This is a genomic window from Arthrobacter sp. P1_D12 (genome assembly GCF_056406175.1).
This window is the reverse complement of the sequence record NZ_JBFUAR010000003.1, coordinates 1-22,736: the sequence shown is the minus strand read 5'-3', so window position 1 is coordinate 22,736 and position 22,736 is coordinate 1. Positions and strand designations below refer to the sequence as shown.

The window sequence follows — 22,736 nt, the reverse complement described above, 5'->3', positions numbered from 1 at the left end:
GTGCATCACATTCGCCCAAGGAGAAACCATGACTGCCCAGAACTTTTTCACGCGGCCCGCTTTCACGCGTCCCACCCACACACGTCGCGCCGCCCTCATTGCCGGCGCCGCCGGAGTCGTCCTGGCCATGTCCGCCTGCGCGGGAAGCGGAACCGGCACGGCTGCCGGCGGCTCCGCGGGCGCCGATCCGATCAAGAAGCTCAGCATCATCGTCCCGGCCAACCCCGGCGGCGGCTGGGACCAGACCGGACGTGCCATGCAGCAGGACCTGCAGACCAACAAGCTCGTCTCCTCCGCCCAGGTCACCAACATTGGCGGCGGCGGCGGGACCAACGGCCTCGCCAAGCTCGCCACCGAGAAGGACGTCAACACCCTCATGGTGATGGGCTACGTCATGGTGGGGGCGGTCGAGACCAATGGCGCCAAGACCCGGCTCGAAGACACCACCCCGATCGCGCGGCTCACCGAAGAGCCGCTGGTTCTCGTGGTGCCGGCGTCGTCGAAGTACCAGTCGGTCGCCGACCTCGTCGCGGACATCAAGGCCAACGGCAAGGGCGTGGCCATCACGGGTGGCTCCGCCGGGGGCGCGGACCACATCCTGGCCGGGCAGATCCTGAAATCCCAGGGCGTGGAGGCGGACAAGCTGAACTACATCGGCTACTCCGGCGGCGGCGAGTCCATCGCGGCGCTGCTGGGCAACAAGGTCCAGGCCGGCATCTCCGGCGTGGGCGAGTATGCCGAACAGGTCAAGGCCGGCAAGGTCCGGGCACTCGCCGTCTCCGGAAAGGCCGAGGCCCCGGCGCTTCCCGGGATCAAGCCGCTCAAGGACCAGGGGATCGACGTCGTGCTGACCAACTGGCGCGGAGTGGTGGCCCCCGGGTCCATCGACGACGCCCAGCGCGCGAAGCTGACCGACGTCGTCACCAAGCTGCACGCGTCCGAGGCCTGGAAGTCCACCCTGAGCAAGAACAACTGGGACGACGCGTTCCTGGCCGGTGACGGCTTCAAGACCTTCCTGACCGAGGACATCGCCAAGGTCAAGACCACCCTGACCCAGATCGGCCTGGTCAAGTAACAGTGTCTGACCTCGCATCAACGTCGGCATCCGCCGCGGCGCCCGCCAAACGGCCGACCGGGGAGATCCTGTTCGCCCTCGTATTCGTCAGCGTGGGCGTCGCGGGCCTGGCGACGGCGGGATCCATTCCGATCCCGCCGTCGGAGACCGGCATCGGCCCGCGGGCCTTCCCCTACATCGTGTGCGGCTTGCTGGTGCTGTGCGGCGCCGGGGTGGTCCTGCAGGTCCTCCGCGGCAAAGTCGGGCAGGCCGAAGACAGCGAAGACCTGGACGTGACCGCCAAGACCGACTGGGTGGCCCTGGCCAAACTCGTGGGTTTCGTGGTGCTGCACATCTTCCTGATCGAGCCGGCCGGCTGGCCGGTGGCCGCCGCCGTGCTGTTCAGCGGTGCCGCCTGGTCCCTGGACGCCAAACCACTCTGGAAGGCGATCGGCGTCTCCGTGATCCTGGCGCTGGTGCTGCAGTACGTCTTCGGCGGCCTGCTCGGCGTGTCCCTGCCGCCAGGGCCGCTGCTCGAGGGGGTGCCGTTCTTCCATGGATAGCTTCATGCTCCTGCTCGAGGGATTCAGCACCGCGCTGCAGCCCGTCTACCTGCTCTACGCGCTGGGCGGAGTCTTCGTCGGCACCGCCGTCGGAGTGCTGCCCGGCATTGGCCCCGCCATGACCGTGGCCCTGCTCATGCCCATCACCTATGCCCTGGACCCCGCGGCCGCGTTGATCGTGTTCGCCGGGATCTACTACGGCGGCATGTACGGCGGCTCCACCACCTCCATCCTGCTGAACACGCCGGGCGAGTCCTCCTCGATCGTCACGGCGCTTGAAGGAAACAAGATGGCCAAGGCCGGCAGGGGAGCGGCAGCCCTGGCGACGGCGGCGATCGGATCCTTCATCGCGGGCACCATCGCCACGGTCCTGCTGACCTTCCTGGCACCCGTCGTGGCCGATTTCGCCGTCGGCCTCGGCCCCGTGGATTACGTGGCCCTCATGGTGGTGGCCTTCCTGACCGTCGGTGCGCTGCTGGGCGCCTCCGTCCTGCGCGGGCTGGCATCCCTGGCGCTCGGGCTGTTCATCGGCCTGATCGGCATCGATGACAGCACGGCCCAGCAGCGCTTCACGTTCGACAACCCCACCCTGGTGGACGGCGTCGACATGGTCCTCGTGGCCGTGGGCCTCTTTGCCCTCGGCGAGGCGCTTTATGTCGCTTCGAAGCTGCGGCACGGCCCGGTGGAGCTGATCCCGGTCAGCAAGGGCAAGAACGCCTGGCTGTCCAAGGAGGACTGGAAGCGGTCCTGGAAGCCGTGGCTGCGCGGAACCTTCATCGGGTTCCCGATCGGCACCGTCCCGGCCGGCGGCGCGGACGTCTCCACGTTCCTGTCCTACGCTGCCGAGCGGAAGCTGGCCAAGGGCGCCAACAAGGCCCAGTTCGGCAAAGGCGCGATCGAAGGCGTCGCCGGACCGGAAGCGGCCAACAACGCCGCGGCCGCCGGTGTCCTGGTGCCGTTGCTGACCCTCGGAATCCCGACGACGGCGACGGCGGCCATGATGCTCACGGCGTTCCAGCGCTACCAGATCCAGCCCGGTCCGCTCCTGTTCGAAAACCAGGGCGCGCTTGTCTGGACCCTGATCGCGTCGCTGTACGTCGGCAACCTCATGCTGCTGGTGCTGAACCTGCCCCTGGTGGGCCTGTGGGTGAAGATCCTGCAGATCCCGCGGCCCTACCTCTACGCCGGCATCCTGGTCTTCGCCGCCCTCGGCGCCTTCTCGGTGAACTTCTCGCCGAGCGACGTCGGCATCCTGCTGGTGGTGGGCATCCTGGGCTACTTCATGCGCCGCTACGGCTATCCCGTGGCGCCCATGGTGGTGGCGATGATCCTGGGGCCGATGTTCGAGGTGCAGTTGCGGCGTTCGCTGCAGCTCTCGCAAAACGACCCCACGGCCCTGTTCTCCTCGCCGTTCGCCCTGGTGGTGTACGTCTCCATGGCACTGATCTTCGCCGCCTCGTGGTGGCTGCGCCGCCGCCAGGCAACGTTGGAGGCTGCGCCGGCGAAGGAAGAGGTCTCCGTCAAAGCGCGGGCGTTGAACTGAATTTGCCGCAAATGGCCGGAATGACGACACTCATTCCGGCCATTTGCGGTAAACCGCCCCGGAACGCACCGCGCCGGCCTCACCGCCCAGGGCCGCATCGCGCCGGGCCTCACGCCTCCGACGTCGGGCGCGGCGCGGGGAGCCGCGACGGCGGGATCACGACATACAGCTGGGTCCGGATCCAGCGCTGGCCCGTCGCGCGGAACTCGGCCCGGGTGGAGAAATGGTAGAGGTAGCTGGTGGCACGTATCCAGTGCGGCCGTCCGCCGTCGAACGGGTCGTGGCGCAGCAGCCGCAGCGTGGGCCGGTCCGCCGCCAGCAGTTTGGCCAGGAACGCGTAGAACCACTCCTCGTGCACGGTACGCAGCGGCAGGAACCACATCAGCCAGTCCAGCCGCAGGTGGTACGGGGCGTACTGGCGCGGGATGCGCCGGACGTCGCCGGGCTTGCCCTTGAACCCGTACTCCCGCCAGTCCGCGTCGTCCCCGGGGTCCTCGTCGAGGGTCCCCTCCACCACGATCTCGATCCGCCGCTTGGTGACGGTGCCGAACGCGCCGTAGGTGTTGACCAGCTGCCAGCGGTTGAAGGATGCGTTCATCAACTGGTGGTGGGAGAAGAGGTTCTCGATGGGCCGGTAGCTGAGCACCACCAGCAGCACGGTGGCCACCAGGACCACCACCAGCCAAGGAACCGGCGCCTGGCTGCCCAACCCGGCTGCGCCCACCGCCGCTCCTGCTCCTGTTTCTGCGGGCGCGGACGCGGCATGCCAGTCCAGCGGGATCGCCGGAATCACGGCGTGCGCCACGGGATCGCTGACCGCGGCGAAGGCCAGGATGATCGCCATCCAGTTCAGCCAGGCGAAATTTCCGCTCGCCACCAGCCACAGCTGGGTGAAGATGATGATTCCGGCGGCGGCGCTGGCCAGGGGCTGCGGGGCAAAGAGGAAGAAGGGCACCACCAGCTGGGCGAAGTGGTTGCCCAGGACCTCCACCCGGTGCCAGGCCTTGGGGAGCAGGTGGGCCTGCCGGCTCAGCGGCCCCGGCATCGGCTGGGTCTCGTGGTGGTAGTACAGGGCCGTCAGGTCCCGCCATTCCCGGCCGCCCCGGATCTTGATCAGGCCCGCCCCGAACTCCAGCCGGAACACCAGCCAGACCAGCAGGATCAGGATGGTCCGGGGCGGGGGAGTCTGGTCGGAGCCGAGGAAGGCCACCGTGAACCCGGCCTCCAGCAGCAGCATCTCCCAGCCGAAGCCGTAGAACGTCTGCCCCACGTTCACGATCGACATGTACAACAGCCACAGGGCCAGGAACGCGATGAGCGGAACCCACGGCGGCCCGAGCTGCGGCAGCCCGGCGATGAGCGTGGCGGCAATGGCCATACCGCTCCAGCACACCGTCCGCAGCAGCCGGTCCGAGTAGCGCCAGCGGAACAGGCTGGGCCGGCCCAAACGGTTGAAGCCCTCGAGATACGCCGGCACCGGCAACAGGCCGCGCTCGCCGAGGAGGGCCGGGAACTGGTTCAGCGAGGAGAGAAAGGCCACGAAGTAGAGGGTGGCGGTGCTGCGCTGCAGCACCTGCCGGGCGAACTCGTACTCCGGCGCGTCGAACCACGCGGTCCACTCCACGTTTTCCACGTTACGCCTCCGCCCTGCTGCGTCAACGAGCGGCGGAAGACTCAACCCGGCGGCGTCGAGGTGGCGCTTCACGGCACTGCTGCACGCCGCGACTGCCGTGAAGTGCCACCTCGAGGGGAACGCGGCGCACCGGCGCGGTGCGGGATACTTGAATCATGCAGCCGCGCAAAATCGTCCTCCTCGGGTCCACCGGTTCCATCGGCACACAGGCGATTGACGTCGTCGACGGCGCCCCGCACCTCTTTGAGGTTGTCGCGCTTAGCGCCGGCGGCGGCAACCTCGAACTCCTGGCCCGGCAGGCCGTCCACACCCGCGCCCAGGCTGTCGGTGTCGCCTCCGGGGATGCCTCCGCCCTCCGGGGGATGATCGACGACGCCGCCCGCGCGGCAGGACTCATCGGGTACAGCCCCGAACTCATCACCGGCCCCGACGCCTCCACCCGGGTCGCGGAAATCACTGCCGACGTCGTCCTCAACGGCATCACCGGCTCCATCGGACTTGCCCCCACCCTGGCCGCCCTCGCCTCCGGGGCCACGCTGGCACTGGCCAACAAGGAGTCCCTGATTGTCGGCGGCGCCCTGGTCAAGGCCGCGGCCCGCGAAGGGCAGATCGTGCCTGTGGATTCGGAGCACTCGGCCATTGCCCAGTGCCTGCGCTCCGGCTCCGCCGCGGAAGTGGACCGGCTGATCCTGACGGCATCGGGCGGCCCGTTCCGCGGCAAGACCCGGGACGAGCTGCACGACGTCTCACCGCAGGACGCCCTCGCCCACCCCACGTGGGACATGGGCCTGATGGTCACCACCAACTCCGCCAGCCTGGTCAACAAGGGCCTGGAGGTGATCGAGGCGCACCTGCTCTTCGACATCCCCCTGGAGAAGATCGACGTCGTCGTCCACCCGCAGTCCGTGGTGCATTCCATGGTCCAGTTCGTCGACGGCTCCACGATCGCGCAAGCCTCGCCGCCGGACATGCGCCTGCCCATTGCCCTCGGCCTCGGCTGGCCGGACCGGGTGCCCGGATCCGCCAGAGCCTGCGACTGGAGCAAAGCCACCAGCTGGACGTTCGAGCCGCTGGACACCGTGGCGTTCCCCGCCGTCGACCTCGCGAAGGCGGCCGCCACGCAGGGCAGCACCTTCCCGGCCGTGTTCAATGCCGCGAACGAGGAAGCGGTGATGGCCTTCCACGCCGGGCAGATCCGGTTCACCGACATTGTGGACACCATCGATGCCGTCCTCAGCGAACACTCAGGCTCCTCCGGGCTGACGGTGGAGTCCGTACTGGATGCTGAAAGATGGGCACGCGCCCGCACCCACGAACGTTTAGCCGTAAGAAGCGTCTAGATTGCCAGTTTTCAGGAAGCAGCAGATCACAGCATGAGCCCCGTCCTCCTCTTTGTCCTCGGTGTCGTCTTCGTGGCGATCGGCATCGCCGTGTCCATTGCCCTGCATGAAGTCGGGCACCTGCTCCCGGCCAAGCTCTTCAAGGTCCGCGTGACCAAGTACATGATCGGTTTCGGACCCACTGTCTGGTCGAAGAGGAGGGGCGAAACCGAGTACGGCCTCAAAGCCATCCCGCTGGGCGGCTACGTGTCCATGATCGGGATGTACCCGCCGAACAAGGAAGACGGCACCGTCCGCACCTCCAGCACCGGAATGTTCCAGTCACTGGCATCCGATGCCCGCTCCCTGGCCCACGAGGAAATCGGCGCAGGCGACGAAACCCGGGTCTTCTACCGGCTGCCGGTCTGGAAAAAGATCATCATCATGCTCGGCGGGCCCGCGATGAACCTGCTGATCGGCGTCGTGCTGACCGCGGTGCTGCTGATGGGCTTCGGCACCGCCAGCCAGACCACCACGATCGCGGACGTCTCCAAATGCCAGGTCAAGGCCGGCGAGAGCGTGGACCCGGACTCCGCCGACTGCAAGCCCACCCCGGCCGCGGCCGCGGGCCTGTTGCCGAACGACACGATCACCTCCTTCGACGGCAAGGCCGTCACCAAGTGGGACGAACTCACCGGCTGGATCCGCGCCTCGGCGGGCCGGCAGGTGAACATCACCGTGGAGCGCGGCGGCGCCACCGTCTCGACAACCGTCACGCCCGTGCTCTCCGCCCGCCCGGTTCTCGGTCCCGACGGCCGTCAGGCCAAGGCCGCTGACGGAAGCCTCCAATACCAGGACGTCGGCTTCCTGGGCATCGGCGCCCAGACGGCACTCGTGCAGCAGCCGGCGTCGGCAGTGCTGCCCATGGCGGGGGAAAACATCAAGCAGGTCGCCGGTGTGGTGGTGAACCTGCCGGAGCGCGTGGCCGGCGTGGCCAAGGCAGCCTTCAGCGAGGAACCCCGGGACCCCAACGGCCCCATCAGCGTGGTGGGCGTGGGCCGCGTGGCCGGCGAGGTCGCCGCGATGGAGGAGGTCCCGCTGCAGTCCCGCTTCGCCGCCCTGGTGGGTTTGCTGGCCGGACTCAACTTCGCATTGGCCGTCTTCAACCTCATTCCGCTGCTGCCGCTCGACGGCGGCCACATTGCGGGCGCGCTGTACGAGGGGGCCCGGCGCCAGATCGCCAAGCTGTTCGGCCGCCCGGATCCCGGCGCCTTCGATATCGCCAAGCTGCTCCCGGTGACGTATGTGGTGGCGGTGCTGCTGATGGGCATGGGCGCGCTGCTGATCTACGCCGACATCGTCAAGCCGGTCAACCTCTTCGGATAGGCCCGGCCTTTCAGCCAAATTCCGCTGACTACTGTTCATAAGCCTATTTAGACTGATTTTAAGTAATCAGCTGAAATGGGTTGATTATTTCCGATCACCTCCCTAGGCTTGTGTCATGTACGTCATGACAATCGACCAGCGCGGCAGCACGGGCGACATCGACCGGGTCCCCGGCCTCCTGAAGGGGCTCAGCGCACTCTCCACCGCCGGGCGCTTTGAGCGTTCGGTGGGCGACGAGGTCCAGGGCGTCGTGGAACGGGCCGACGAGGTGGTGGAGATCGCCTTGCACGCCCTCCGCAGCGGCCGCTGGTATGTCGGGATCGGGGTGGGGGAGGTGGACCTGCCGCTGCCCGCCAGCCCGCGCGAAGGCTCCGGTCCCGCCTTCGTGGCGGCCCGGTCCGCCGTCGACCGGGCCAAGGGGGCGGCCGCCCATGTTCCCCTCGCCGTGGTTGCCGGCCGCGACCGCCGTCGGGCAAATGCAAATGCAGCAACCACGGCCGCGGACGGCGCCAGCGGGTCCCAGGGGGCCAAGGCCTGCGCCAATGCGGAGGCGGTGCTCCGACTGATTGGCCGCCTGGTCCAGGACCGGACCGCGGCGCAATGGAAGGTCGTGGACGTGCTGCGCTCCGTGCGGCAAGATACCCACGGAACCCACGGCAGCCAAAAAATAGCGGCACAGAAACTCGGAATCACGGAGCAGTCGGTGAGCCGCGCAGTCCTCCGCTCGGGCTGGCAGGAAGAATGGGCCGCGAGGCCGGCCGCAGAACTGCTGCTGACCCTCGCCCACGACAGCACCGAAGGAGAGAAGTGAACGCCCTCTGGATCACGCTGGCCTTGCTCACCGCAGGATTCGTCGGCTGGCCGGTTACTGCCTGGGTGTTCCGCCTCGCCCGCACCATTGATGACCGGGCCGACGCCGGAAGCGGCGCCGGCGCCGGCGGGGACGCGGCCGAGGACCCCGCCGCCGACTCCACCACGGACCCCGACCTCCAGTCGGCTCCGGAGCCGGCCGGGCCGGACGCCGCAGCGCCTACCCCGGCAGCGGCGTCCGCCGCGCCGCCCGCCGAGACCGTCAGCAGCGTGCGCATCCTGCGCGGCGGTGCCATTATCGGCATCCTGGAAAGGTTCGCCGTCTGCCTGGCGATCCTGGCCGGCCAGCCCGTCGCCATCGCCTACGTCGTGGCCATCAAGGGCCTCGGCCGGTTTGCCGAGTTGAAAGCCACCCCGGTGGCCGCCGAGCGGTTCATCATCGGAACCCTCACCTCCATGCTCTGGGCAGCCGGTGTCGCCGCCTTGGCCAAGGTCCTCTTCCTCGGCTGACCGCGTGCCCCGGAGGCTCCGGATGGGAACCGGGCAAACAGGGCGATAGTGTATCCATATGACTGTTTTTGCTGTGGAGTACGTGTACGACGCCGAATCATCCGAGGTCCGCGATGCCAGCCGCCCGGCGCACCGCGAATGGACCGCGGATCTTGCCCGTGAAGGCGCCCTGCTGGCCAGCGGCCCCTACGGCGACGGTGCAGGCGCGCTGCTCATCTTCAAGGCCGCCGATGAGGCGGCCTTGAATGACCTTCTGCGGCAGGACCCCTTCGCAGCCGCCGGTGCCATCTCGGGCACCCGCACCACCGTGTGGGCGCCGCTGACCGGTCTTCTGGCCGAGCACGCCTAGCCCGTCCCGCCCGCACCTTCGCAACTTCGAATTCTAAAAGGGAGTCCATGTGACCTCGGTCAGCCTGGGAATGCCGTCAGCACCGCCCCCCGTTCTTGCCCCCCGCCGCAAGACGCGCCAGATCAAGGTGGGATCAGTCGGCGTCGGCTCCGATTCGCCCATCAGCGTCCAGTCCATGACCACGACGCCGACGACCGACATCAACGCCACCTTGCAGCAGATCGCGGAACTCACGGCCTCCGGCTGCGACATCGTGCGCGTCGCCTGCCCGTCCGCCGATGACGCCGAGGCGCTGCCGATCATCGCCAAGAAGTCCCAGATCCCGGTGATCGCGGACATCCACTTCCAGCCGAAGTACGTCTTCGCCGCGATCGAGGCCGGCTGTGCCGCCGTGCGCGTGAACCCGGGCAACATCCGCAAGTTCGATGACCAGGTCAAGGAGATCGCCCGCGCCGCCAAGGACCACGGCACCTCCATCCGGATCGGCGTCAACGCCGGATCCCTGGAACCGGGCATCATGAAGAAATACGGCAAGGCCACCCCGGAAGCCCTCGTGGAATCCGCCGTCTGGGAGGCCTCGCTCTTCGAGGAGCACGGTTTCCACGACTTCAAGATCTCCGTGAAGCACAACGACCCGGTCATCATGGTTGCCGCCTACGAGATGCTGGCCGAGAAGGGCGACTGGCCCCTGCACCTCGGCGTCACCGAGGCAGGACCGGCCTTCCAGGGCACCATCAAGTCCGCCACGGCGTTTGGCGCCCTGCTCTCCCGCGGGATCGGCGACACCATCCGCGTCTCCCTCTCGGCCCCGCCGGTCGAGGAAATCAAGGTGGGCAACCAGATCCTGCAGTCGCTCAACCTGCGCCCCCGCAAGCTGGAAATCGTCTCCTGCCCGTCCTGCGGCCGCGCCCAGGTGGACGTCTACACGCTCGCCGAGCAGGTCACCGCTGGCCTGGAAGGCATGGAAGTCCCGCTGCGCGTGGCAGTCATGGGCTGCGTGGTCAATGGTCCCGGCGAGGCCCGCGAGGCTGATCTCGGCGTTGCCTCCGGCAACGGCAAGGGCCAGATCTTTGTCAGGGGCGAGGTCATCAAGACTGTCCCGGAGGATCAGATTGTTGAGACACTGATCGAAGAAGCCATGCGTATCGCAGAAGAGATGGGGGACGCCGATGGCGAAGATGCTGTCAAGGGTAGCCCCGTGGTTAGCGTCTCGTAAGGACGACGCCGCTCCCGGCGTCGTCGTCCGGGTCCTTGGCGGCGCGGACACCGGACAACTGCTGGCGCTGGCGCACCGGGACGCCGTCGCCAATGTCTTCATCCTCTCGCACCTGGAGACCGCCGGTACGGCGTCTCCCACGGCCGGGGGCGCCAGCATTCTTGGCGTGTTCGACGGCGGCACCCTCCTCGGCGCCTGCTGGGCCGGCGCCAACCTGGTGCCGATCGAACTGGCGCCCGAGCTCGCCGGCCTCATTGCGATGGCCGCGCACCGCTCCGGGCGCCGCTACGCCTCGATCTTTGGCCCCGCCGAAACTGTGCTGGCTCTCTACGCGGCGCTGGAGCCGCTCGGCCAGACCGCCCACGAAGTCCGGGACCACCAGCCCCTGCTGACGATCGCGGGGCCGCCCGCCGTCCGGCCCGAGCCCGCACTCGGCTTTGGCCAGCTGGCTGACTTCGACAAGATCCTGCCCGCATGCGCCGCAATGTTTGAGGAAGAAGTGGGCTATTCGCCCTACCTCGGCGGCAGGGAGTATTACAGCCGGCGCGTCAAGAGCCTCATCCGCCAGGGCCATTCCCTCGTGCACGTGAACGCCGCCGGCGATGTGGTCTTCAAGGCCGAACTCGGCGCCGTCACGCCGGAAGTGACCCAGGTCCAGGGTGTCTGGATGAACCCCGACTTCCGCGGACTGGGACTGAGCGCGGGCTACATGGCCGCCGTCGTCGTCCTCGCCCAGACCCTCGCGCCGGTGACCAGCCTGTACGTCAACGGGTTCAACGCCAAGGCGCGCGCCACTTACGATCGGGTGGGCTTTCGCCAGGTGGGTACGTTCGCTACAGTTCTCTTCTAGCTGTCCGCTTTTCTGGCCGGCCGGGCTGCCGGGAGGCCAGCCGCGGGCGCCCCGCATGGACCCGCAACGACCTGCCGAAAATATCCGGTTGCAGACTATTGCTTCCCGGCCGCATGTCACATAGGTTCTACCTAGCCGTGTCGCGTAGGCGCCCACACTCCCCAACGCATTTTCCGGGGAAGACAACGCCTGGAGACGACACCAAGTAGCTCGCCGCCTGAGATCTGGGGGTGCTGGGGCCACGGAGCCACGCCATGACGGGATGACCAGCCGGAAACGGCCAGGGGCTTCCACCAGTTATGGCGTGGCTCTTCCATGCGCCGCGCTCCGCAGAAGCGGGCGAGAAGCGGGGCAGTAGCGGGGACGCAGCGGGGCCGGCGCGGCAAAGCGGTGCGCTCTGGACGGTAGATTAGTACCTAGATGCTTTTCTTAGGCTTTGCCCGCACTTCCCCAGAAACGGATACCCCACCTGTGGTCCTTCGACTCTCCAAGCTGTTCCTGCGCACCCTGCGCGAAGATCCCGCCGACGCCGAGGTGGCCAGCCACCGGCTCCTGGTCCGCGCCGGCTACATCCGGCGGGCCGCGCCCGGCATTTACACCTGGCTCCCGCTGGGGCTGAGTGTGCTGCGCAAGGTGGAGCAGGTCATCCGCGAGGAAATGACCGCCATCGGAGCCCAGGAAGTCCACTTCCCGGCGCTGCTGCCCAAGGAACCCTACGAGGCCACGAACCGCTGGACCGAATACGGCGAGGGCATCTTCCGGCTCAAGGACCGCAAGGGCAACGACTACCTTCTGGCCCCCACGCACGAGGAAATGTTCACCCTGCTGGTCAAGGACCTGTACTCCTCGTACAAGGACCTGCCGCTGAGCATCTACCAGATCCAGAACAAGTACCGCGACGAGGCGCGTCCCCGCGCAGGCCTGCTGCGCGGCCGCGAATTCATCATGAAGGACTCCTACTCCTTCGACGTCGACGACGCCGGCCTGGACGACAGCTACGCCGCCCACCGCGGCGCGTACCTGAAGATCTTCGAGCGCCTCGGCCTCGAAGTGATTCCGGTTGCTGCCACTGCCGGTGCCATGGGCGGGTCCAAGAGCGAGGAATTCCTGCACCCCACCGAGATCGGTGAGGACACCTTCGTGCGGTCGGCCGGCGGCTACGCGGCCAACGTCGAGGCCGTCACCACCGTGGTCCCCGCGGACATCGACTTCAGCAACGCCCCGGCCGCCGAAGTCCGCGACACCCCGGACACCCCCACCATCGACACCCTCGTCGACGCCGCCAACGTCCTGGTTCCGCGCACAGAGGCCGACGGCGGTCCCTGGACCGCCGCCGACACGCTCAAGAACGTCGTCCTCGCCGTGACGCTGCCCACCAGCGAACGCCAGATCGTCGTCATCGGCCTCCCCGGAGACCGCGGCGTGGACCTCAAGCGCGTCGAGGCGAACATCGGGTCCTTCCTGCCGATTGCCGGCGAGATCACGCTCGAAGCCGCCAATGAAGACGACCTCAAGAAGCAGCCCCTGATCGTCAAGGGCTACCTCGGCCCCGGCATGTCCCTGGATGCGCCGCTGCTGGGCAGCGAGGGCGCCGCAAAGCTGCTCTACCTCGTGGATCCCCGCGTCGTCAGCGGCTCTGCCTGGGTCACCGGCGCCAACGAGGCCGGCAAGCACGTCTTTGGCCTCGTCGCCGGACGCGACTTCGGCTGGGACGGAGTCATCGAATGCACCGAGGTGCGCGCCGGCGACGAGGCTCCCGACGGTTCCGGTCCCCTCGAAACCGCCCGCGGCATCGAAATGGGCCACATCTTCCAACTCGGCCGGAAGTACGCCGCCGCCCTGGACCTGAAAGTCCTGGACCAGAACGGCAAGCAGGTGGTGGTGACCATGGGCTCCTACGGCGTCGGAGTCACCCGCGCCGTGGCGGCCCTGGCAGAGTCCAACCACGACGACCGGGGCCTGGTCTGGCCGCGTGCCGTCGCCCCCGCCGACGTCCACGTTGTGGCCGTGGGCCGCGGCGAGGAAATATTCGCCGCCGCCGAAAAACTGTCCCTGGAGCTCGAGGCTGCCGGCCTGGACGTCATCTATGACGACCGCCCCAAGGTTTCCCCCGGCGTGAAGTTCGGCGACGCCGAACTCGTCGGCGTCCCCACCATCCTCGCCGTCGGGCGCGGACTCGTGGACGGCGTCGTGGAGATCAAGGACCGCCGCAGCGGCAATGCCGAGAATGTAGCCGTTGACAAGGCTGTTGACTACGTGGTCAACGCCGTGCGCAACAGCTGATGCCGCGCCGTCCCGGGCCGCACTAGGCAATGGTCTCCGGACTCGAATCGATCCAGCTCGGAACTGTCATCCTGATCGTCGTGGCCGGCCTGGCGGCCGGATGGGTCGACGCCGTCGTCGGCGGCGGCGGGCTGATCCAGCTCCCGGCGATGCTCCTGGTGCCGGGCATCAGCCCGGTCCAGGCGCTGGCGACCAACAAGATGGGCTCCATCTTCGGCACCAGCACCAGCGCGGCCACGTACTACCGCCGCGTCCGGCCCGACCTGCGCACCGCCCTGCCCATGGCAGCGATCGCGCTGGCAGGCAGTTACGGCGGTGCGGCGCTTGCTGCCAACCTGCCGGCCAGCGTGTTCAAGCCGATCATCGTGCTGGCGCTGATCGCCGTCGCGCTCTTCACTGCCTTCCAGCCCGGCATCGGTGAGCTGACCAAGCTGCGCCACGAGGGGCACCGGCACTACGTGGTGGCCTGCCTGATCGGCGGCGTGATCGGCTTCTACGACGGCCTGATCGGTCCCGGCACCGGATCGTTCCTGATCATCGCCCTCGTCTCGGCCATGGGCTATGCCTTCCTGGAGGCCAGCGCCAAGGCCAAGATCGTGAACGTGGCCACCAACGCCGGCGCCCTGCTGTTCTTTGTTCCGCACGGCGCCGTGCTGTGGGGGCTCGGGCTGCTGCTGGGCATGGCGAACATGGCCGGCGGCTACCTCGGTGCCCGGACTGCGGTCCGGCAGGGGAGCAAGTTCATCCGGATCGTGTTCCTGGTGGTGGTGGGCGCGCTGATCATCAAGCTCGGTTCCGACGTCTGGCAGGACAACCTGTCCTAGAATGGCGCGGCCCAAACATGGCCCTTCACGGACAACCGAAGCGGCCTCTGGTAAACCGCGACCCTATTAGGCATCGAGGCGGTAGCGCGCTTCGTACACCGGGTTCAGCTCGATCCATCGGCTGCGCCACTCGCTGGATTCCAGGCCCGCCTCGTAGCTGATCAGATCCTCGATGTGCACCTGCCAGCCCGCTCCAAAGCCCGCGATTTCGCCGAGCGGGAGACCGCGTTCCTCAACAATCAGCCGCGTGCCAGGTCCCTCGGGAGTCAGTACCGCCTCAATGACCGTTTCCTCCTCGCTGCCGGGCGACATCGTCACGGTCAGCCGGCGCGGTGCCTCGCACAACTCGACCCGTCCGGCGCCTTCCCATCCGCTCGTAAAGACTGCCGTGAACGCCCCACCGGGATGCAGGTCGCCATCGACCCGGGCGACCCACCGGGCGAGGCGCGTCGGGTCGGTCAGCGCCGTCCACAGATCTGTGGCCGGCGTCCCGAAAAGCGAGTCCATCCGTACAGCGCCCTTCCCGTCACCGAGCGAGCGAATGCTTCCTATCACGCTGTTTGGCTGTGCCATTGTGTCGTGCTCCTCTCCTCGCGGTGACCCCGCGAGATCTCGGTATGCAAAGCGTTTAAGCGGCCTTCCCACAATGTGCGGTACGGGCCGAGCCAAGTATCCAACTCTGCGAGTGGCTCCGGCCGAAGGCTGTAGATGCGCTGCTGTGCCTGTGAGTGCACTTCAACGAGCCCGGCCTCGCGCAACACGCGGAGGTGGCGTGAGACCCCCGGGCGAGCGATCGGCAGTGCGGCCGCGAGTTCGGAGACCGACGCTGGCTGTCGGCGCAGGTGCTCGAGAATTATGCGGCGATTCTCGTCTGACAGGGCGTGCATAACGGCTTCCACGCCTTGAAGGTACCCGTCCGGTTACGTACCCGTCAAGGTACATTGAGGAAATGGCGGCCTCCATCGCGGGTGGCGCCCGGGCTGCATTCTCTTTCATCACTCGTTCCAGCATCCCTTCAAGAAGCCCAGGGCCGCACCGGTGTACACACCCGCTAGGTCCGCGGCACCCGCATGGGACTCCCGGTCCGTTGGCGCCGGGCGTAGCATGCAGCTATGTCGGCAAGTGAGGAACGCTACCGGGATGCCCTCGACGCCGCGGCCGGGCACGCACGCCGGTGGCTTGAGAGCCAGGAGACACGCCGGATCGGACCGCAGGCGACGGCGGCGGAGCTCGCGGCCGACTTCGGCGGCCCGCTGCCCCCACAGGGGATGCCGGCCGCGGAGGTGGTGGACTATCTCGCGGCCAAGGCCGAACCCGGGCTGATGGCCATGCCGTCCGGGCGGTTCTTCGGCTGGGTCATCGGCGGCACACTGCCGGCCGCCCTGGCCGCGGACTGGCTGCTCAGCGCCTGGGACCAAAATACGGGGCTGCGTTTCGCCACGCCCGCCACCGCCGCGATCGAGGAAGCCGCCGGCAAATGGATCCTTGAGCTGCTGGGTCTTCCCGAGGAGTCCGACGTCGGCTTTGCCACCGGTGCCACCATGGCCAACTTCACCGGGCTCGCCGCCGCCCGCTGGCGGCTCATGGCCGATGCCGGCTGGGACCTTGACGGCGACGGCCTCGCCGGTGCGCCCCGGATCCGCTGCTTCGCGGGCCAGGAGCGCCACGAAACGATCGACCTCGGCCTGCGCTATCTGGGCCTCGGGCACCCCACCGTGGTGCCCTCCGACCATCAGGGGCGCATCATCCCGGCCGAGCTGGACTGCGCCCTGGACCTTGCGCTCAGCACCGGGGAGGGCGGCCGCCCCGGCCCGGCCCTCGTGTGCCTGCAGGCCGGCAACCTGCATTCGGGTGCCTTCGACCCCTTCGTCGAGGCCATCGCCGTCGCGAAGGCGCACGGCGCCTGGGTCCACGTGGACGGGGCGTTCGGGCTCTGGGCGGCCGCCGTGCCCGAACTGTCCGCCCTGACCGCGGGACTCGACCTGGCCGATTCGTGGGGCACAGATGCGCACAAGACCCTCAATGTCCCCTACGACTGCGGGATCGTGATCGTGCGCGACGCCCAGGCGCTGCGGTCTGCGATGGGTCTGCACGCCAGCTACCTGATCCAGGCCGCCGACGGGGCCGGAGACCCGTCCCAAAGAGTGCCCGAGCTCTCCCGCCGGGCGCGCGGCGTGCCGGTGTGGGCAGCGCTCAAATCCCTGGGCCGTGACGGTGTCGCCAGCCAGGTCCGCACGCTCGTGCACCGGGCCGCGCAGCTGGCCGAACAGCTCGGGGCGTTGGACGGCGTGGAGGTGCTCAACGACGTCGACTACACCCAGGTGTCCCTGGCGTTTGGCGACGACGCCGTGACCCGGGCAGTGACGGAAGGGGTCATGGCTGATGGCCGGGTCTGGATGTCCGGGTCACGCTGGCAGGACCGCGATATCCTGCGGATTTCGGTGAGCAACTGGAGCACGGACGACGCCGATGTCAGAGTCGCCGTCGACGCCGTCCGCGACGCGCTGGCGGCCGTGCGGGGCTAGCCGCCAGCTATCCCGCCGGCTTCCCCGGGCGTCGGGAGTGACTGCGGGGCGGGCAGGCCGGGAAGCGTCCGGCCGGCCAGCGTGCTCGCCACCCACAGCGATCGGGCCAGATCGCCTTCGTGATGGCGCTGCGAGGCATACCAGAGGGCGTTCTCCACCTCGCGCGCCAGGCTCCACTGCCGGGCGGCCTCGGCGTCCAGACCGGCGGCCGCACTGAAATCCGCGCACCGCGCGAGCAGCGCCCGCCCGGGATCCTGCTGGGGCAACTCCCGGATCCTGTTCCACAGCACCGGGGCCACCGCGAACTCCGCCTCCCCGATCATGGGCTGGGGATCAATCGCAGCGTACTGTTCCGGCCCCGCCGGTTGGTTCCGGGTTGCCGGCTCCGGGACGCCGGGCCGCGCCAGGATGTTCAGGTAGTGAAGGTCCGCGTGGACCAGGACGTCCTTGCCGGACCGCCGGCCGACGGCGCCGCGGGTCTGGCAGACCTCCAGCGCCGCCTCGAGCAGCCAGCGTGGGAATGGCCGCCCGAGGTGTCCCCACGCCTCCGGGAATTCATCGCTCCACTGCTCGGCCCGTGCCGCCACGTGGTCGATTTCCAGCCACTCCGGCCGGCTGTCCGGGACCACGCTGAGCTGGCGGACCACGCCGCCCCACACCGTCACCGCTGTGTCCAACGGGACATCCAGGAGGGACCGGCAGGCATCCAGGCGCTCCAGGAGCAGGGCGCAGGAACCGGCGTCGGCGGCCAGCAGCCTGACGGCGCCGTGGCCTCCCCACAGGGCGAGGGCGTGGTGTTCGCGAGTGGCCTCCTCGTGCGGAAAAGCCAGCTTCAGCACGGCTGCCTCGCCCTTGCCTTGGGACCCCTGCCCGTCCCGGCGCCGCACAGGAATGACGACGCCGCCGTGCCCGTTCCAGGGAAGGGCCCCCGGTTCCAGATCCGGCTCCAGGTCCCACTGGTCGAGGAATCGCCCGATCAGGTCAGGAAGTGTCGCCAGCCAGGTGCGTCCCGCAGGGGTACGGGCGTACCGGCGGGAAAGATCAGGCGGGATGGGGACATCTGGGATCGCGTTCACGGGACCTATCGTAGGGCCGGAGGGGTCGCCGCCGCGTCGGCCTGCCCCAGGCGGACCTCGGATGGTTCCTCTGGGACCGGGGGCCTTTAGACGATGCCGCTCGCGCCGAGCGCGTTGCCGATCGCGAACGTTGCCACCAGCGCAACGGCGCCGCCAATCACCACGCGGATCGCTGCTTTGAGCTTTGAGCCACCGCCAATCCACGCGCCCACGGCGCCGGTGGCGGCCAACGCCACGAGCACGGCCACGAAGGTCAGCGGAATCCTGATGCTTTCCGGCGGCAGCAGGATGGCCATCATGGGCAGGATTGCACCGGCGAGGAACGCGATGGCAGAAGCGAACGCCGCGTGCCACGGGCTCACGATGTCGGTCTCGTCAATATGGAGTTCGGCTGAGAGGTGCGCGCCGAGCGCATCGTGCGCCGTCAGTTCCTTGGCCACCGTCCGTGCGGTCGCGGGGCTGAGGCCCTTGCCCTGGTAGATCGCCGCGAGCTCCTCAAGCTCTTCCTCCGGCTGTTCCTCCAGCTCCCGGCGCTCCTTTTCGATCAAGGCGTGCTGGCTGTCCTTCTGGCTGCTGACGGAGACATATTCCCCGAGCGCCATCGAGATAGCGCCACCCACCACGCCCGCGGCGCCCGCGAGCAGGATTGCTCCGGTATCGGTGGTGGCGCCGGCGACGCCGACGACGATCGCTGCGACGGAGACGATGCCGTCATTGGCCCCCAGGACGCCCGCGCGGAGCCAATTGAGGCGGTGTGCGATGTCATTGTGGTGCGGCTCGTTCTCGTGCTGGGTTGCGGCGCCGGTCGTTTCCATGCCTACAGCAAATCACCCGGGGCCGGGGCATGCCAGTATTCCAAGGCTTACCAAAATAAGCCGAGGCTTGCTCCGGCGTTCAGCCTGCGGGCTGCGACGGCGTTTCGCCCGCCGGCCGCGTCGGCATCGACGCTCTGTCCAGGCCCGGCAGGGCGCCGGAATCCGCACCCCACTGCACCGCCCGCTTCGCAGACCCGAACAGTGCAGCGATGGCCCACTGCCGGGTCCCGCCCTCACTCAGCGCCACGAGGTCGCCATAGACCGGCAGGGCGGCGGCTTCCAGGTCGCCGAGGCCGGCGGCGGGGGAGGCCAGGAAGGACGGCGCCAGCGCGTAGCCCGCCTCGCGTGGTGGCACCGCGGAACAGTGCAGCCGGCTCAGGGATTCCACGGCGCCAAGGAGCGCGTCATGATGGGCCAGTTCCTCGGTCGCGGATTTCGCCGCGTCGCCGCCGAGCCGGGTCAGCGCCACCTGGTAGCCGTAGATGGTCTGCGCCTCGGCCCGCGCAGCCGACGCCAGGGCGCCGCCGAGGTTGGACGCGGCCGCGGATGGCTCTCCTTCGGGCTGCGCTGCTGTCGACGGTTCTGCTGCGGCCTGATCCTCTGTGGTTGGCGCCGTCGCTGACTGCGACGGGCAGGTGCCGGACACCTGTGCGGAGGTTACGTCGGCTGCCGGCGCCGCCGTTCCGGTGCCGGTGGCGAGCGCGGATGCCTGCAGCAGCTGAGCGGTGCCGACGGCGGCCAACAGCCGTGCCATGCCGCCGTCGGCCTTGGCAGCGTCCGCGAGGCGCCGGCGGCCGCTGCCTGCCAAGGCCGCCACCAGCCCGGCGGCGGTCGCCGGAAGAGGTGCGGCGGACGCCCGGGCGCCGGGTCCTCCGGAAGCGGACGGAGTCGATGCGGCGGAGGACGCTGCCGGGGGCGTTGCCCGGCCGGAGGCGGAAGCCGCGCCGGCCGGGTCCGCAGGACTTTCTCCCGGCGCCAGCAGAGCTTGCGCCTGGAGTGTCAGCAAGGTCACAGTCCGGTCGATGGCGGGATTGCCGGCATCGGCCGGACGGCCATCCGCGCCCTCGGCCGGGCCGTCTTTTGAATCCGCCCTGGCCGCGGTGCCAAGCTGGCTGCCGGCGTCCAGCAGTTGCCGGGTTTCGGCCAGTGCGGCGGCGCGCGCCTGCTCAGAAAAGGGTGCGATCGCAGGCTCCGGCGGCCTGGCCGGCGTCAGGACCACGCCCAGGCTCACCACCACCAGGGCGAGGCACACCAAAAGCACATAGCGGGGGAGTGACCGGGGAAAGTGATCCTGCCATCGCTTTTCCCTGGTGTCGTCTTTCACAACAGACCATGTTGTCATGCCGGCCCGGAACTGCGTGCACCACGCCGCCCGGAAAATCGCTAGGCTAGTACACACAACATCATCTAGCGGGAGGCGGCCGGCATCATGACCAACGCAGAAGCCACGACTTCAACAGACCGGACCGGGACGGGAAAGGCTGAAGCCGCAACCGTTCAAAATGTCGAGGCCGAGCGCCTTCACGCACTCCTGGAACCCGCAGTGCTGGCGAACCGGCTGTACCTGGAGGACGTATCCATCCATGTCGCCGGCGCCAACCGGGTGGTCCACGTAGTGGTGGACCTGCCGCAGGAGGAGACCGGGGGCGTCGGGCTCGACGTCATCGCCGAGATCTCCAAGACCCTTTCGGACACCCTGGACAACGACCCCAGCATGGACGCGCGCCCCTATGAGCTCGAAGTCTCTTCACCCGGCGTCGGCCGTCCACTGACAGAGGAGCGGCACTGGCACCGTGCCCGCGGGCGGATGGTCAACGTGAACGTGATCCAAGGCGACAACGTCACCGGCAGGGTCCAGTCCGTGGACGATGGGGGAGTCACCCTCGTTCCGGAAATCGCCGTCAAGAAGGGCATGAAGCCCAAACAAGGTGAACCCGTCAAGCTTCCTTTCGACAGGATCCGCAGCGGAAAAGTCGAGATAGAGTTCAGCCACCTCGAAGAGGCCGGCTTGGAAAAAGCAAACAATGGACCTTCTGAGGAGGCCTGATGGATATTGACATGAGCGCACTGAGACTCCTGGAGCGTGAGCGTGAAATCCCGCTGGATCTCCTGATTCCAACAATCGAGCAGGCACTGCTCGTGGCCTATCACAAGACCCCCGGCGCCTTCGAAAAGGCCCGGGCCGAGCTCGACCGCAAGAGCGGCCACGTGACCATCTGGGCCACCGAGATCGACGACGACGGCGCCCCGATCGGCGAGTTCGAGGACACCCCCGCGGGCTTCGGACGCATCGCGGCGAGCACCGCACGGCAGATCATCCTGCAGCGCCTCCGGGACGCTGAGGACGACAACGTGCTGGGCCAGTTCAAGGGCCGTGAAGGTGAGCTTGTCGCCGGCACCATCCAGCAGGGCAACAACCCGCACATGATCCAGGTGAACCTGGGCACGGTGGAGGCACTGCTGCCGCCGCCCGAGCAGGTTCCCGGCGAGAAGTACATCCACGGCAACCGGCTGCGCGCTTTCGTGATCGACGTCCACCGCGGCACCAAGGGCCCGTCCATCACGCTGTCCCGCTCCCACCCCGGGCTCGTCCGGAAGCTCTTCGAACTCGAAGTTCCCGAGATCGCGGACCGTTCGGTCGAAATCGTGGCGCTTGCCCGCGAAGCCGGTCACCGCACCAAGATCGCCGTCAAGGCAAACACCCCCGGCGTGAACGCCAAGGGTGCCTGCATCGGTGAAATGGGGTCGCGTGTCCGGGCGGTCATGACTGAACTGAACGACGAGAAGATCGACATCGTTGACTACAACGACGATCCGGCGACCTTCATCGCCAGCGCCCTCTCGCCCTCGCGCGTGAATTCGGTCACAATCACCGACGAAGCCACGCGTTCGGCCCGGGTGGTCGTTCCGGATCGCGGCCCGCAGCCTGTGTGCGCTCTCACGGGTTAGCCGTGATTTCCAAGCTGACCGGCAGGCCTGGGTTCGGGACCCGGGCGCCGGAGGGGCTAGAATAGACATGACCGCGCCTAACGGCCGGTATCCGTGTGTCTTTGGCGCGTCTGGGTTTTTCCCGGATTCCCGGGACGCGGTGATTCACCAAGCAGTTGTACTGGCAGGAAGATACTCGTACGTGGCACATGTGCAACACCTCGGGAATCAGCCGCAGCGCACCTGTATCGGATGCCGACAAAAAGGATCGCGGTCGGAGTTACTCCGGCTCGTCGCCGGCGCCGGTGGTTCGTCCGCCGTCGTGGTGGATGAACGACGCCGGATGGCTGGCCGGGGAGCATGGCTGCACCCCAGCGAAAAGTGCCTGGCACTGGCGGTCAAACGTCGAGCGTTCGGCCGCGCCCTCAACGGCGCAGCCGGTACAGCCGATGTTGAACGCCGGATCACTGCCGGCACGGAAGCCGTGGGCACCCCGGTGGCCGCAGCAACAACCGTCCAACCTGAAAGCGGGTCAGAAAACTGATGGAAACCCGATGAGTTCCCAGCGATGAGTGCGCAACGATGACAACTTTGTTGCGCTCTGCAATGGGCCTTTCAGCTGCATTCGCGGCGGAGGCCCGCAGTAAGAAGTAGACGGTTCGTGCCTGGCTCGGTGCGGACCGAGACAGGAGAAATGTGGCCAAGGTCCGCGTACATGAGCTTGCTAAAGAGCTCGGTATTACTTCCAAAGATGCAGTAACCAAACTGCAGGAACTGGGCGAATTCGTTCGCTCCGCCTCGTCAACAATCGAGGCTCCCGTTGTGCGGAAACTGCGCAACGCTTACCCCGACGCCCCCGCAGCTTCGAAGTCAGAAGCTCCGGCGTCCGCCCCCCAGGCATCTGCCAGCCCGGCAGCGACCCGTCCGGCGCCTGCGCCTGGCCCCGCTGCGCCCACAGCGCCGGCGGCTGCAGTACCCAAGGCTGAAGCTCCGGCTCCGGCCGCTGCGGCACCTGCCGCCGCTCCGGCAGCCCCCGCCGCCCAGGCCCCGGC

The 22,736-nt window shown here is 68.1% G+C and carries 23 protein-coding genes; 17 read left to right on the top strand and 6 right to left on the bottom strand.

Features of this window, described 5'->3' with window-relative positions:
* Window positions 1-28: 28 nt before the first annotated feature.
* The 3 genes from AC1DZV_RS03095 to AC1DZV_RS03085 are packed head-to-tail and all read left to right on the top strand — an operon-like array spanning window position 29 to window position 3,160.
* Entirely contained in the window at window positions 29-1,075 is a 1,047-nt protein-coding gene (locus tag AC1DZV_RS03095; RefSeq protein ID WP_476952945.1) for a Bug family tripartite tricarboxylate transporter substrate binding protein, read from the top strand.
* A 2-nt stretch (window positions 1,076-1,077) separates the two neighbouring features.
* Window positions 1,078-1,617, top strand: a complete 540-nt coding sequence (locus tag AC1DZV_RS03090) for a tripartite tricarboxylate transporter TctB family protein (RefSeq protein WP_476952944.1) — start codon at window positions 1,078-1,080, stop codon at window positions 1,615-1,617.
* Window positions 1,610-3,160 (top strand): tripartite tricarboxylate transporter permease, encoded by a 1,551-nt coding sequence (locus tag AC1DZV_RS03085; RefSeq protein WP_476952943.1) that lies wholly within the window; start codon window positions 1,610-1,612, stop codon window positions 3,158-3,160. Before AC1DZV_RS03090 ends, AC1DZV_RS03085 begins: the two co-directional genes overlap by 8 nt.
* 109 nt (window positions 3,161-3,269) lie before the next feature.
* On the opposite strand, the gene AC1DZV_RS03080 is transcribed toward AC1DZV_RS03085, so the two are convergent.
* Window positions 3,270-4,784: a lipase maturation factor family protein gene (locus AC1DZV_RS03080; protein ID WP_476952942.1), complete on the bottom strand. Its 1,515-nt coding sequence runs from the start codon at window positions 4,782-4,784 to the stop codon at window positions 3,270-3,272.
* 164 nt (window positions 4,785-4,948) lie between these two features.
* Between AC1DZV_RS03080 and dxr the strand changes: the two genes are divergently transcribed.
* From dxr to AC1DZV_RS03035, 9 genes are all read left to right on the top strand, one after another.
* Window positions 4,949-6,133: a 1-deoxy-D-xylulose-5-phosphate reductoisomerase gene (gene dxr / locus AC1DZV_RS03075; protein ID WP_476952941.1), complete on the top strand. Its 1,185-nt coding sequence runs from the start codon at window positions 4,949-4,951 to the stop codon at window positions 6,131-6,133.
* A 33-nt stretch (window positions 6,134-6,166) separates the two neighbouring features.
* On the top strand, window positions 6,167-7,498 hold the full coding sequence (locus AC1DZV_RS03070; protein WP_476952940.1) for a M50 family metallopeptidase: 1,332 nt from the start codon (window positions 6,167-6,169) through the stop codon (window positions 7,496-7,498).
* A 115-nt stretch (window positions 7,499-7,613) separates the two neighbouring features.
* Window positions 7,614-8,309: a MarR family transcriptional regulator gene (locus tag AC1DZV_RS03065; RefSeq protein WP_476952939.1), complete on the top strand. Its 696-nt coding sequence runs from the start codon at window positions 7,614-7,616 to the stop codon at window positions 8,307-8,309.
* The gene (locus AC1DZV_RS03060; RefSeq protein ID WP_476950547.1) at window positions 8,306-8,818 is read left to right on the top strand and encodes a hypothetical protein; all 513 of its coding nucleotides are present in this window, start codon (window positions 8,306-8,308) and stop codon (window positions 8,816-8,818) included. Before AC1DZV_RS03065 ends, AC1DZV_RS03060 begins: the two co-directional genes overlap by 4 nt.
* 58 nt (window positions 8,819-8,876) lie before the next feature.
* Entirely contained in the window at window positions 8,877-9,167 is a 291-nt protein-coding gene (locus AC1DZV_RS03055) for a YciI family protein (RefSeq protein ID WP_079551403.1), read from the top strand.
* Window positions 9,168-9,216: 49 nt separating this feature from the next.
* The gene (ispG, locus tag AC1DZV_RS03050; protein ID WP_028277109.1) at window positions 9,217-10,383 is read left to right on the top strand and encodes a flavodoxin-dependent (E)-4-hydroxy-3-methylbut-2-enyl-diphosphate synthase; all 1,167 of its coding nucleotides are present in this window, start codon (window positions 9,217-9,219) and stop codon (window positions 10,381-10,383) included.
* A complete protein-coding gene (locus AC1DZV_RS03045; protein ID WP_476950611.1) occupies window positions 10,346-11,233 on the top strand; it encodes a GNAT family N-acetyltransferase in 888 nt (295 codons plus the stop codon). The genes ispG and AC1DZV_RS03045 overlap by 38 nt, the downstream gene beginning before the upstream one ends.
* A 471-nt stretch (window positions 11,234-11,704) precedes the next feature.
* Complete coding sequence (locus AC1DZV_RS03040) at window positions 11,705-13,516, top strand: proline--tRNA ligase (protein WP_476952938.1); 1,812 nt, start codon at window positions 11,705-11,707, stop codon at window positions 13,514-13,516.
* A gap of 29 nt (window positions 13,517-13,545) precedes the next feature.
* Window positions 13,546-14,340 (top strand): sulfite exporter TauE/SafE family protein, encoded by a 795-nt coding sequence (locus AC1DZV_RS03035; RefSeq protein WP_028277113.1) that lies wholly within the window; start codon window positions 13,546-13,548, stop codon window positions 14,338-14,340.
* Between the two features lie 66 nt (window positions 14,341-14,406).
* Here the strand turns inward: AC1DZV_RS03035 and AC1DZV_RS03030 are convergent, their stop codons facing one another.
* Window positions 14,407-14,895, bottom strand: a complete 489-nt coding sequence (locus AC1DZV_RS03030) for an SRPBCC domain-containing protein (protein WP_476952937.1) — start codon at window positions 14,893-14,895, stop codon at window positions 14,407-14,409.
* The gene (locus tag AC1DZV_RS03025) at window positions 14,892-15,227 is read right to left on the bottom strand and encodes an ArsR/SmtB family transcription factor (protein ID WP_343213070.1); all 336 of its coding nucleotides are present in this window, start codon (window positions 15,225-15,227) and stop codon (window positions 14,892-14,894) included. The genes AC1DZV_RS03030 and AC1DZV_RS03025 overlap by 4 nt, the downstream gene beginning before the upstream one ends.
* A 225-nt stretch (window positions 15,228-15,452) precedes the next feature.
* On the opposite strand from AC1DZV_RS03025, the gene AC1DZV_RS03020 reads away from it, so the two are divergent.
* A complete protein-coding gene (locus AC1DZV_RS03020) occupies window positions 15,453-16,865 on the top strand; it encodes a pyridoxal phosphate-dependent decarboxylase family protein (protein WP_476952936.1) in 1,413 nt (470 codons plus the stop codon).
* On the opposite strand, the gene AC1DZV_RS03015 is transcribed toward AC1DZV_RS03020, so the two are convergent.
* From AC1DZV_RS03015 to AC1DZV_RS03005, 3 genes are all read right to left on the bottom strand, one after another.
* Window positions 16,862-17,941, bottom strand: a complete 1,080-nt coding sequence (locus AC1DZV_RS03015) for an aminoglycoside phosphotransferase family protein (protein WP_476952935.1) — start codon at window positions 17,939-17,941, stop codon at window positions 16,862-16,864. The genes AC1DZV_RS03020 and AC1DZV_RS03015 overlap by 4 nt on opposite strands.
* 86 nt (window positions 17,942-18,027) lie before the next feature.
* On the bottom strand, window positions 18,028-18,756 hold the full coding sequence (locus AC1DZV_RS03010; RefSeq protein ID WP_028277118.1) for a VIT1/CCC1 transporter family protein: 729 nt from the start codon (window positions 18,754-18,756) through the stop codon (window positions 18,028-18,030).
* Window positions 18,757-18,835: 79 nt separating this feature from the next.
* A complete protein-coding gene (locus AC1DZV_RS03005; protein ID WP_476952934.1) occupies window positions 18,836-20,080 on the bottom strand; it encodes a DUF4439 domain-containing protein in 1,245 nt (414 codons plus the stop codon).
* A 105-nt stretch (window positions 20,081-20,185) separates the two neighbouring features.
* Between AC1DZV_RS03005 and AC1DZV_RS03000 the strand changes: the two genes are divergently transcribed.
* From AC1DZV_RS03000 to AC1DZV_RS02985, 4 genes are all read left to right on the top strand, one after another.
* Complete coding sequence (locus AC1DZV_RS03000; RefSeq protein WP_028277119.1) at window positions 20,186-20,803, top strand: ribosome maturation factor RimP; 618 nt, start codon at window positions 20,186-20,188, stop codon at window positions 20,801-20,803.
* Entirely contained in the window at window positions 20,803-21,705 is a 903-nt protein-coding gene (nusA, locus tag AC1DZV_RS02995; protein ID WP_476952933.1) for a transcription termination factor NusA, read from the top strand. The genes AC1DZV_RS03000 and nusA overlap by 1 nt, the downstream gene beginning before the upstream one ends.
* A gap of 67 nt (window positions 21,706-21,772) precedes the next feature.
* The gene (locus AC1DZV_RS02990; protein ID WP_476950542.1) at window positions 21,773-22,228 is read left to right on the top strand and encodes a YlxR family protein; all 456 of its coding nucleotides are present in this window, start codon (window positions 21,773-21,775) and stop codon (window positions 22,226-22,228) included.
* A gap of 152 nt (window positions 22,229-22,380) precedes the next feature.
* Window positions 22,381-22,736: translation initiation factor IF-2 N-terminal domain-containing protein (locus AC1DZV_RS02985; RefSeq protein WP_476952932.1), on the top strand; the 356-nt coding region annotated here is incomplete at its 3' end.